Source organism: Neorhizobium descurainiae (genome assembly GCF_051400715.1).
Taxonomy (GTDB): Bacteria; Pseudomonadota; Alphaproteobacteria; order Rhizobiales; family Rhizobiaceae; genus Neorhizobium.
This window is the reverse complement of sequence record NZ_JBLFFK010000032.1, coordinates 44700-55445: the sequence shown is the minus strand read 5'-3', so window position 1 is coordinate 55445 and position 10746 is coordinate 44700. Positions and strand designations below refer to the sequence as shown.

Annotated in this window: 6 protein-coding genes and 5 pseudogenes; 4 read left to right on the top strand and 7 right to left on the bottom strand. The window is 59.7% G+C overall.

Translation table 11 applies throughout. From position 1 onward, the window contains the following. Nucleotides 1–108: 108 nt before the first annotated feature. Nucleotides 109–3277, bottom strand: a pseudogene (locus ACMGE0_RS31175) (error-prone DNA polymerase). Continuing rightward, nucleotides 3274–3471: pseudogene (locus ACMGE0_RS31170) on the bottom strand (DNA polymerase Y family protein); the annotation flags it as partial. The pseudogenes ACMGE0_RS31175 and ACMGE0_RS31170, both read right to left, overlap by 4 nt. A 229-nt stretch (nt 3472–3700) precedes the next feature. Here ACMGE0_RS31170 and dinB point away from each other — a divergent pair. Together dinB and ACMGE0_RS31160 are read left to right on the top strand one after the other, a co-directional pair. Next, a pseudogene (gene dinB / locus ACMGE0_RS31165) lies at nt 3701–4255 on the top strand (DNA polymerase IV); the annotation flags it as partial. Beyond that, nucleotides 4203–5005 (top strand): annotated as a pseudogene (locus ACMGE0_RS31160) (transposase); the annotation flags it as partial. The pseudogenes dinB and ACMGE0_RS31160, both read left to right, overlap by 53 nt. Before the next feature lie 46 nt (nt 5006–5051). On the opposite strand, the gene ACMGE0_RS31155 reads toward ACMGE0_RS31160, so the two are convergent. From ACMGE0_RS31155 to ACMGE0_RS31140, 4 genes are all read right to left on the bottom strand, one after another. After that, complete coding sequence (locus ACMGE0_RS31155; protein ID WP_436819751.1) at nt 5052–6029, bottom strand: DUF3618 domain-containing protein; 978 nt, start codon at nt 6027–6029, stop codon at nt 5052–5054. Beyond that, nucleotides 6029–6445, bottom strand: coding sequence for a phage holin family protein (locus ACMGE0_RS31150; protein WP_436819750.1), 417 nt, complete (start codon nt 6443–6445; stop codon nt 6029–6031). Before ACMGE0_RS31150 ends, ACMGE0_RS31155 begins: the two co-directional genes overlap by 1 nt. Then, entirely contained in the window at nt 6438–7076 is a 639-nt protein-coding gene (locus ACMGE0_RS31145) for a nutrient deprivation-induced protein (protein ID WP_436819749.1), read from the bottom strand. Before ACMGE0_RS31145 ends, ACMGE0_RS31150 begins: the two co-directional genes overlap by 8 nt. 392 nt (nt 7077–7468) lie before the next feature. Further along, complete coding sequence (locus tag ACMGE0_RS31140) at nt 7469–7666, bottom strand: hypothetical protein (RefSeq protein WP_436819748.1); 198 nt, start codon at nt 7664–7666, stop codon at nt 7469–7471. A gap of 15 nt (nt 7667–7681) precedes the next feature. On the opposite strand from ACMGE0_RS31140, the gene ACMGE0_RS31135 reads away from it, so the two are divergent. After that, entirely contained in the window at nt 7682–8602 is a 921-nt protein-coding gene (locus ACMGE0_RS31135; RefSeq protein WP_436819747.1) for an HD-GYP domain-containing protein, read from the top strand. Here ACMGE0_RS31135 and ACMGE0_RS31130 read toward each other — a convergent pair. Continuing rightward, nucleotides 8596–8847 carry a hypothetical protein gene (locus tag ACMGE0_RS31130; protein WP_436819746.1) on the bottom strand — a complete coding sequence of 84 codons (252 nt, stop codon included), beginning with the start codon at nt 8845–8847 and terminating at the stop codon, nt 8596–8598. The genes ACMGE0_RS31135 and ACMGE0_RS31130 overlap by 7 nt on opposite strands. A 148-nt stretch (nt 8848–8995) precedes the next feature. On the opposite strand from ACMGE0_RS31130, the pseudogene ACMGE0_RS31125 reads away from it, so the two are divergent. After that, nucleotides 8996–10620 (top strand): annotated as a pseudogene (locus ACMGE0_RS31125) (methyl-accepting chemotaxis protein); the annotation flags it as partial. Nucleotides 10621–10746: the final 126 nt, after the last annotated feature.

Sequence of the window (10746 nt, the reverse complement as noted above, 5' to 3'; positions counted from 1 at the left end):
GAAGACACCTGGCGATATCTCGGCTCACTCGTCAAGACCATCGGTCCAGACGAGTGCACCAATTATCTTGTCAATGCTGGATACGCTTCAAATAAAACATGAAACGCTCTAGTGGAAATTCCGGCTCTTGATCTTGAGCGTATCGATCTGGCGATCAGGCTCGAACATGTCTTTCGACCTGACCGGAGCCGGCGGCTTCCCACGCGGATCAGGCGTTCCCGGAGCGCCGTGAACAAACTCGTCCCCGCGCCCCGTCGGCGGTCGGAATGTGCCGCCGCGTTCCGCCAGACTTGAGAGATCCGCAGACAGATCGAACAGCTGCTGGGCAACGAGGTGGATCGCCAGCATGCTCGATCCAAGCAGAACCCGACGTGACCGCTCGAACAGTTTTGGCCAGACCACGACGTTCGCCACACCGGTCTCGTCCTCGATCGTCACAAAGACGACGCCCTTGGCCGACCCCGGCATCTGCCGCACCAACACCAGGCCGGCCGCCATCAGCCATTGGCCGTCGCGAGCCGTCATCGCTTCCGTGCAGGTCACGATCCTCCTGCGGACCAGATCCTGGCGCAGGAAGCTTAGCGGGTGATGCCTGAGCGTCAGTCCGGTGTGGCTGTAGTCCTCCACGACATTGTGCCCTTCGGTCATCTGCCGAAGTATCACCTCCGGCTCCTGCTGCTCGGCGATCGCGCGCGCTTCCCGCTCGGCAGCCGCGGCAAACAGGGGAAGCGGCTCGTCGCGCAGCGCTTCGATCGCCCAGAGCGCATCGCGCCGTTCAAGGCCGAGGGAAAAGCGGAAGGCATCCGCCTCGGCCAGCTTAGCGAGGCGGTCGGAACACCGCAGCGGCGCCACATGTCGTCGATGGAAGCGAACGGCTCATCGGTCCGGGCAGCGGCGATCCGGGCAGCATCGGCGACCGGCAGGCCTTTCACCAACCGCATGCCCAGCCGCACGGCATGCCGATCCGAACCTTCGATCGGCTCCAGCGTGCAGTCCCATCGGGACCTGTTGATGCAGACAGGGCGGACCTCGACGCCATGCTTTTTCGCATCGGCGACGATCTGCGCCGGCATGTAGAAACCCATCGGCTGCGCATTCAATAGCGCCGCGCAGAACACGTCCGGATAATGGCACTTCACATAGTTCGAAGCGTAGGCGATCAGCGCGAAGGAGGCGGCGTGGCTTTCGGGAAAACCATAGGAGCCGAACCCTTCCAATTGGCCAAAGGTCCGTTCGGCGAATTCTCGCGAGTAGCCATTGCGGATCATGCCAGAAACGAGCTTGTCCTTGAACTTGCTGACGCCGCCGGTGAACTTGAACGTCGCCATCGCCCGGCGCAGCTGGTCGGCCTCGCCGGCCGAGAACCCGGCACAGACCATCGCCACCTTCATGGCGCTCTCCTGAAACAAGGGCACACCGAGTGTCTTGCTCAGCACCGCCTCGAGCTCCGGCGTCGGATAGTCGACCGGCTCCTTGCCCTCACGGTGACGGAGGTATGGATGGACCATGTCGCCCTGGATCGGCCCTGGCCGGACGATCGCCACCTGGATGACGAGATCGTAGAATGTCTCGGGTTTCATGCGCGGCAGCATCGCCATCTGCGCCCGGCTCTCGATCTGGAAGGTACCAAGCGTATCGGCCTTGCTGATCATCGCGTAGGTCGCAGGATCCTCTTGCGGGATGGACGCCAGGTCGAGCGGGATATTCTTCTCCTGCTCCAGCAGCGCGAAGGCCTTGGCCATGCAGGTCAACATGCCGAGCGCCAGCACGTCGACCTTCATCATCTTCAAGGCTTCCACATCGTCCTTGTCCCATTCGATGACGTATCTGTCCGGCATGTTCGCCGGTTCGATCGGCACCAGGTGATCCAATCGATCGTGGGTCAGAACAAAGCCGCCAGGATGTTGGCCGAGATGCCGGGGCGTGCCCATCAGCTGCTGCGTCAGCGCCAGCCGGTAATCATCCGGGTTGAGGCCGAGGTCGCGAACCTGCTTTTCGCCGACCCCTTCCGACCAGGACCAGACGCCGGAGGATAACGCCTTGATCAGGTCCTCCGACAGGCCAAAAGCCTTGCCGACATCGCGGATGGCGCCTTTGGCGCGATAGCGGGTAACGGTCGAGCAGAGGGCCGCCTTGTCATGGCCATAGGTGCGGTAGATCCACTGGATGACCTCTTCGCGCCTTTCGTGCTCAAAATCGACGTCAATGTCAGGAGGCTCGTCACGCTCCTGGCTCACAAACCGTTCGAAGAGCAGATCGTTGGTCTCGGGATTGATCGAGGTGATTCCAAGGACATAACAGACCGCGCTGTTTGCCGCCGATCCGCGGCCCTGGCAGAGAATGCCCTGCGAACGGGCATCGTCTCGATCAAGGAGAGCTCATGGTGGATGGTCTGTTCGACATGCGCCGGCAGGCCCTCCGGATAGCGGGTTTTGACGCCCTCCCAGGTATAATGCTCCAAGGACTGCTGGGCGGTCATGCCGGGGACGAGAGCCTCCTCGGGATACTGATAGACCAGTTCCTCGAGCGAAAACGTGCAGCGTTTGACGATCTCCATCGTGCGCGCCAACGCCTTGGGATAGCGGGGGAACAGGCGCGCCATCTCCTCCGGCGGCTTCAGATGGCGATCCGCAAAACGTTCGCGATCGAAACCGACGGAATCGATGGCCGTCTTCTCGCGAACACAGGTGACGATATCCTGAAGCTGCCGGCGCGACGGCTCGTGGAACAGCACGTCGTTGGTGACGACTGTCCTGACCCGATAACGCGCCGCCATGTTGGAAAGCGTGTGCAGCCGCAGCTGATCGTTTGGACGCCGGCGCAGGCACAGCGACATGTAGGCGCGATCATCGAAGATTTCGGCCATCTTCCTGAGCTGCATGGCGCAGGTCTCGTCGGCCAAGTCCGGCACGAGGATGCCGATCAGACCTTCGGCATAGTGCGCGACATCGTCGAGATGCAGGATGCAGTTCGCCTTGCCGCCTCTGCCCCTTCCGAGCGTCAGCAACCGCGTCAAACGCGAATAGGCGTCGCGATCGGTCGGATAGATGAGGATCGACATGCCGTCTGCGAGGTCCAGCCGGCAGCCGACCACGAGCCTGAGGCCGGTCGCGCGGGACGCTTCCAATGCACGCACGATTCCGGCAAGGCTGTTGCGGTCAACGACGCCGAGCGTCTCGATGCCCATCAGCTTGGCGGTGGCGAACAGCTCCGCGGCGGATGAGGCGCCCCGGAGGAACGAAAAATGGGTCGTGACCTGCAGCTCGGCGTATTTCATGCGAAAAGCCCATGCAGGTACCACTTGTGCGACCCGGTCCCGGCATCGACGCCATCGCCCGAACGAAAAATCCAGAAGCGCTCACCGCTCTCGCTTTCGACGATGAAATAGTCCCTGACCGCCTGAAATTCCGATCGTCTCAGCCACCATTCGCCGAAAATGCGCTCCGGCCCGTCGGCGCGCGCCACCCTCCGCCATGTGCTGGAGCCGATTATCGAACTCGATTGCCGGCTGTGCCGGCGTCGCGGCGGCGGGGAGCGGAAACGGCTGGTAAAAGCCTTCGGCGCCGGCGTCACCTTCGCGGAACTCCGCCGACGGATGACGGTAGGCTGCGAGCGAATGAACACCGAAGAGGGCGATCGATGCGGTGCCTATTTTCCGTGTCTGATGGAAAGAATATCCTCGCCGGACAAAGGCTGAGCTATGGACCACAACGAACGCACAGATCGGCCGCGTAAGATTCTTCATATCGATATGGATGCTTTCTACGCGTCGGTCGAGCAACGCGACAATCCGGAGCTCCGCGGAAAGCCGGTAGCCGTCGGCGGCTCGGCCGCCCGCGGCGTCGTGGTCGCGGCCAGTTACGAGGCACGCAAGTTCGGCGTCCACTCGGCCATGCCGTCGGTCACAGCCACACGCAAATGCCCCGAGCTGATCTTCATCCGGCCGCGTTTCGACATCTACCGTGCCGTCTCCATGCAGATCCGCGAGATCTTCGCGGAATACACGCCAATCATCGAACCATTGTCGTTCGACGAAGCCTATCTCGACGTCACCGAAAATTTGAAGGGCATCGAGATCGCGACCGAGATCGCCACGGAAATCCGGGCGAAGATCAAGGCCGCGACCGGTCTGAACGCCTCGGCCGGCATCAGCTACAACAAGTTCCGGGCCAAGATGGCGAGCGATCTCAACAAGCCGAACGGTCAGGCGGTCATCACGCCGAAGAACGGGCCCGCCTTCGTGCAGGGTCTGCCCGATGGTGGTGATTCAAGAGGCCGGACTGGATGGCTTCTGGCTGGGACGAATGCTGAGCAAGGAAGCTTGGATAGAAAGCCACATTGTAGAGGCCGCATCGATTGCCGTGCCGCGCCGGCATCGCCGGGCAAAGATCGACCGCATCGATGGCGAAACGCTGATCCGCGCATTGATTGCATGGAAACGCGGCGAGCCGCGTGCATGCTCAATGGTCAAGCTTCTTACACCCGAGGAGGATGACAACCGACGGATTGGGCGGGAGCGGAAAACTCCGATCGCCGAGCGCGTCTTCCACGTCAATCGCATAGAGGGACTGCTCTTCACGCAAGGGATACGGGAGTACGAACCCGTTAATCGAGATCGGCGGCAGCGCCTGGACGAGCTTCGAACTGGCGATGGGCGACCGGTATTAAAACACCTTAGGCCGAAGTCTGCAGAGAACTCGATCGCCTCGAATTGTTGCTCAAACAAGTCAAGGCTGTAGAAGCGGAGCGAGATGCCTTGATCGTCCGTGAGACGGCAGAGACACCGAAGGAAGCGACCGCTCTTTTGGGCATCAAGGGAATAGGGCCGGAATTCGCGACGATACTTTACACGGAAGGGCTGTTCCAACACTTCGATAATCGACGCCAAATCGCATCATACGCAGGCCTTGCCCCCTCCCCTTGGCAAAGCGGTAGCGTCAACCGCGAACAGGGTGTATCCAAGGCGGGAAATCCGCGTTTACGAGCCACGATGGTCGAGCTCGCCTGAAAAGTGATAGTCTGTTGGTTCCCACGCGGAACTGAGCCGACTGTCATCGATCTTCCCCCGAAGATGAGGACGCCTCGCGATCCTTCAAAGAGCGAGCTTCTACAACAATTCGGTCGCGCGTCGCATCGTGAACCTCTGCTACGCCCGACACCGCCTTGCCGTAAAGATCTGAGGCAACCTGCTCGGCCTTGTCCTTTGTCTTTTCGACCTCGTTCGCCATACGCGACTTCACGCCGTCGGCCGCCGAACCGAGCGCCTGGTCCTCAGTCCGCGTATGCGGCAAAGCCGCACCGATCGCCGCGCCCACGGCAAAGGCGAGAGCTCCACCGACAAGCGGTTGATCCTGAAAGTGTTTCAAGATCGCATCGTTCAGCTGGTTTCCTTTTTCGATTGGGCCACGTCCAGCGCCGAAGACCGCATCACGCGCTTTGCCGGCAGAATCTGTCACGCCGCGCCACGTCCTCGACATCCAGCCGGACGCCTCGTCGAAAAGTTTTCCCGCTTCGTCTCGAATGTCGTGTATCTGTTTGCCGGACGCATCGGCAAACCCGCGGAAAGTCTTGCCGCTTTCATCGATGAAGTGGCCGGCGCGCCGTCCGCTCTCATCGGTCAACGCTTTGAAACGCGTGCCCGCTTTGTCGGAGAAATGGCTGTATCGTTTATCCCCATCCACCTGGACGGGCCCGATGCGTCGAAGCCCACCTTGAATCGAGGCCAGCGGATATTCCGGCTCATCGCGATCCACATAGGATGAGGCTCTGGCCTTTGGCCCTGCCATCAACCAGGCAAGACTGATCCCCATAAGGGCCATCGGTATCGGATTGTTCTTTACCGCGGCGCCAAGATTGGCAGCATATTCGCCCCCGCCCGTAGTCTTCGCGTAGGCGATGACCTCATCGACGAGCTGGCCCGGCGACATTCGCTGCTGGATCGCCTCAAGCTGATCCTCAATGCGACGACGATCTTCAGCGATCCCCCGTTCGATTTCCGCGGATTTCGGGCTTTCAGATGTGTAGGTCATCACGTTCTGTCCTTTATGATCTTGGCATCCCGTTGCAGAGAGGCAGACGTGCGCTCAAGCTTAAGATTTTCCCCTTTCAGGGAAGCCAATCCGCGAGAGACAAGGGCCCAAGCAATCAACGCAACCACGATACCGACGACGACCGAGGAGAGTGCATCGGCACTAGGTTCGGTCATGCCTTGAGCCACGAGGAATGCCGTGAAGCCCTTGACCAATGCGGCCAGAAGGACGCCGATGGCACAGATCGCAAGGACCAAACCTGCTGCGAACGTTTCCACTCCGGTCAGTGCGTGAGACATCTTTTCGGACGCCTCTGTCTTTGCAAGATCGATTTCCTTGCGAAAAAGACCCGAAATATCACCCACGAGCCCGGTGACGAGTTCAGGTAGCGATCGGTCGTCGAGTGGCTTAGCCATTGAAGCGGTCCTCCATGCTAGCCTGGCTGATGGCACCTTGTGACGGCGCGAGACCGGCGGATGTCTGGCCGGGAGGAATCCGCCCTGATGTTGTGGTCTGGGTAGAGGCCGTATCGGGCAGAGGTGCCGAGGCGATCAGGAAGCGGCTTACCGCAAGACCCGCGATCGCCGCGACGCCCAAAAACGCCAGGGGCTGTCTACGCCCAAAATCCTCCGCCATTCCCGCGATCTCACCCAGGCTGCGGTCTTGGATATCCTCCGAAAACTTTCTCATGCTGGAACCGAGGTTGCGAGTAAGCCGTCCGACCTCCCGGTTATCGCCCTGCTCAAGCTCCGCGGCGACCTTCTCCATCGCCAAAGCCACGCTACTCATTTTACCGGCTATGAAATTTTTCCGCTCATCTGCCGCGTCCTTGGTTTTGTCAGACGCGCTCGACACCTCTTGCTTGACGAAATCTGACGCGGAGCGGACGTCGTCGGATATCTTCTGCTTTATATCGGCAGCTGTCACGTGAGCGGTGTCGCCCGGTGACCTCCCCTCTGGCGCTTGACCGGTCGGGGGGCTGGCCTGTGAAGTGGAGGGGCCGGATGCTGGTCCGCCGGCGCCGCGGCCTGGATCTGTGTCGGTCATGGAGGTCTCCTGGGAAAGATCAAAGTCGTGCCAAAGCGACTGCATCCGAACCGGATCGAAATCGAATTGTTCCGCCGAGGGTAAAATTTGACCGCAGGATGGAATGAATTCCTCGGACTGGACCACGGGGGAACGAAAAAACTGATACGCTCTGTGGGCCTCAGTGGGAGAAGGCTCATGAAGTCCCGAGGACCATATCGACGGCATTCGACGCCGTTGAAGTTGCAGCTCTGCCAGGACATTCGAAACGGCGTCATCGGACGGCGCGATGCCCAGCGAACTTACAGCGTTTTCGGCCAACCTCATCCGGTTTGGCTGACGCAGTTCGATTTGGTTTAAGCAGCGACCGGTAGAAAGGATCGTCGTCCTCGCGGATTAAAGCCGATGATCAATCATCCAGGGGTTTCTGAACAGTTTGAAGTTTTGCGCCATTTGCCCTGACGTTTGAGAACCGATGGCGAGAAAGCCTGACCAAGGCGCATGATAGCCGCTTCTTTTCGCATATTGGTAATACATTTGTCTGAAAGTGCTTCATCATCCTTCGCGGCAATGCTGAAAGACAAGCGATGAGGAAGAGAATACGCCTGCATCAGGTCCGGGTGGGCATGTACATCGAGGAACTTGAGGGCGCTGAGCCCCTGCCTTCTTTCATCGTCGGGTCGATTGTGTCTCCAAGCGACGTCGAGCGCATGCTGAGCAGCCGCGCGATCAGCGTCGTCATTGATACGCAGAAAGGTCTGGACGTCGAACGCGACGCACGGGAACAAGGCGGCGTCGACCTAGCGAGCTTCGCGTCCGGTCTCCGTTCGAAGTTCAGCGACAAGCAGATCCGGCTTGCGCGAGTGGCCATCCAGGAGACGCGTCCGAGCGTACGAGATCTTCTTTCCGCGGCAAGGGAACGGGGCGCCTTTCACCTTGATGCTGCCGGAACGGCCGTAGAAAGGGTCATGTCGGAGGCCATGACGAATGCGGGCGCGATGATCGCCGTGGCGAAACTCAAGGAGAAGGACGAGGGAACCTTCCTTCATTCCCTGGCCGTTAGTGCGCTTATGATCACCTTCGGGCGCAACCTCGGTCTGAGTGAGGAGGCGGTGCGGCTGCTCGGGTTAGGCGGGCTCGTCCATGATCTGGGAAAAATGGTGCTACCGACCGACTTGCTGCGGAAGCCTGGAAAGCTGACGGCGGAGGAGGTCGATGTGATACGTACTCATCCCGCGCGGGGGCACGACCTCGTCAAGCAGATCGAGGACATGCCCCAAGCTGTTCTCGACATCTGCCTTTATCATCATGAAAAATTCGATGGGACCGGCTATCCGCATGGCTTGGCGGGATCGGCGATACCAAGGGTCGCACGGATCACAGCGATCTGCGACGTGTACGACGCGCTCACGACCGTGCGGCCTTACAAGCGTGCCTGGTCGCAAGCCGAGGCCATCGAAACCATGTCGCATTCGCATGGTCATTTCGACCCAGAGCTTCTGAAAGCCTTTATATCGAAAATGGTCATCAACGGCACTATTCATTGAACAAGCTCATTGGGGGCGGTGGGCCGCTCCAGTTCGATGACCTGAGCCGCGATCATCAGGTTCGCCGCGATTTCCCGGCATTGCTCCAGGGTCAGGGAAAACTGCACAGTCTGCAGATCACCCTTCGATGCGTCGTCAATAACCAGCCTGACGATGCACGACATGCCCTGTTCGATGAACCGTTCGAAGGTCAGCAACGGTGGTCTGACCACCCTGCCATTCTTGTCAAGGTCGGGACCTGCCATGATGGACTCCACGAATCATAAGGTTTGATTGCGCTGTATTGAGCCCGCGCAACATTGAATTTATCATTAAGCAACCCTTAATCAGACCGTGCGAATATTCGCACATGGCTCTCCTGTGAGCCGGGAAAGTATCCGTCAGAGAACTAGCGTGGGTATTCTCGATAGTGGTGCGAATGCTGTTGCGGTGCTTGCCGCGCTTTCCAAGTCCCAGGCTATGATCAAATTTGATCTGACAGGTAAAATCCTGGCGGCCAACAATAATTTCTGTCGGCTCTTGGTTACCAGTTAACGGAAATCGTCGGCAGGCACCACAGCATGTTCGTCGAACCGGCCTATGCCGCATCGCCCGAATACAAAAATTTCTGGTCCGGTTGTCGGCAGGGCATTTCGATCAGCAGCAATACAAGCGGTTGGGCAAAGGCGGTAAGGAAGTCTGGATCGAAGCTTCCTACAACCCCGTCATTCGTCGCGGAAAACCGGTCAAGGTTATCAAGATCGCCACCGATATCACCAGTCAAAAGCTGAAGGCCGCCGAAGACGCGGGAAAGCTGGACGCCTTGTCGCGCGCTCAGGCTCTCATCGAATTCACGCCGACAGGAGAAGTGCTTACCGCCAACGAGACTTCCTGTCGGCACTTGGTATTCGCTTTCCGAGATTGAGGGAAAGCACCACTCGATGTTCTGCGAGCCCGCCTATACCGCGTCGGCGGCCTACAAGGGGTTCTGGACGAAGCTGGCGGGAGGTGAGCTTATCGCCGATGAATTCATGCGAATCGGCAAAGGCGGCCGCAAGGTGTTCATCCAGGCGTCCTACAATCCGATCTTCGATCTCAACGGCAGGGTCTTCAAGGTCGTGAAGTTCGCGACCGATGTCACAGGCCGTGTCGAGAATGTCGAAGCGCTGGCGTCCTGTCTCACCCGCCTTGCCGACGGCGATCTGTCCCAGAAGATCGACAAGCCCTTCATACCTTCTCTGGACCGCCTGCGAACGGACTTCAATGCCGCATCCGACAAGCTGAAGCGGGCGATGGCGACGGTCGCCGAGAACGCCAAAGCCATTTCGGCAGGGTCGAATGAGATACGAACCGCGGCCGACGATCTGGCGAAGCGAACCGAGCAGCAGGCGGCCTCTGTCGAAGAAACGGCGGCTGCGCTTGAGGAGATCACCACCACGGTGAAGGATTCGAGCCGTCGCGCCGAGGAGGCCGGCCAGCTCGTCGCTCGGACGCGAAGCCATGCAGAACATTCGGGTCAGGTGGTACGTGATGCGATCAGCGCCATGGACCAGATCGAGAATTCATCCCGCGAGATTTCCAACATCATCGGCGTGATCGATGAGATCGCATTCCAGACCAACCTGCTGGCGCTGAACGCCGGCGTCGAAGCGGCCCGTGCGGGCGAGGCCGGCAAGGGTTTTGCGGTCGTCGCGCAGGAAGTCCGCGAACTTGCTCAACGCTCGGCTAAAGCTGCAAAGGAGATCAAGAGCCTGATCACCGCGTCGGGTGAGCAGGTGCAAAACGGTGTCTCGCTCGTCACCAAGGCGGGGTCGACATTGCAGGAGATTGCGGCCCAAGTGCATGATATCAACACGAACGTCGTCGCTATCGTAGAGGCCGCTCGCGAGCAGTCGACAGCGTTGGGCGAGGTGAGCCAGGCCGTCAACACCGTTGATCAAGGGACTCAGCAAAACGCCGCGATGGTTGAACAGCAGACTGCAGCGAGCCATAGCCTCGCCAGGGAGGCAGCGGCACTCCTCGAACTTCTGGAGCAGTTCAAGTTCGACGATGCGGTAAGGTCATCCTCTCCGCGAGCCCGGCTTGCGCGCCGGCCGTCGCCCCCGCAATCGAGATGCCCATGCATATACCACGCACGGTGCGCGGCTCGGCGGCAGTCGCCATCG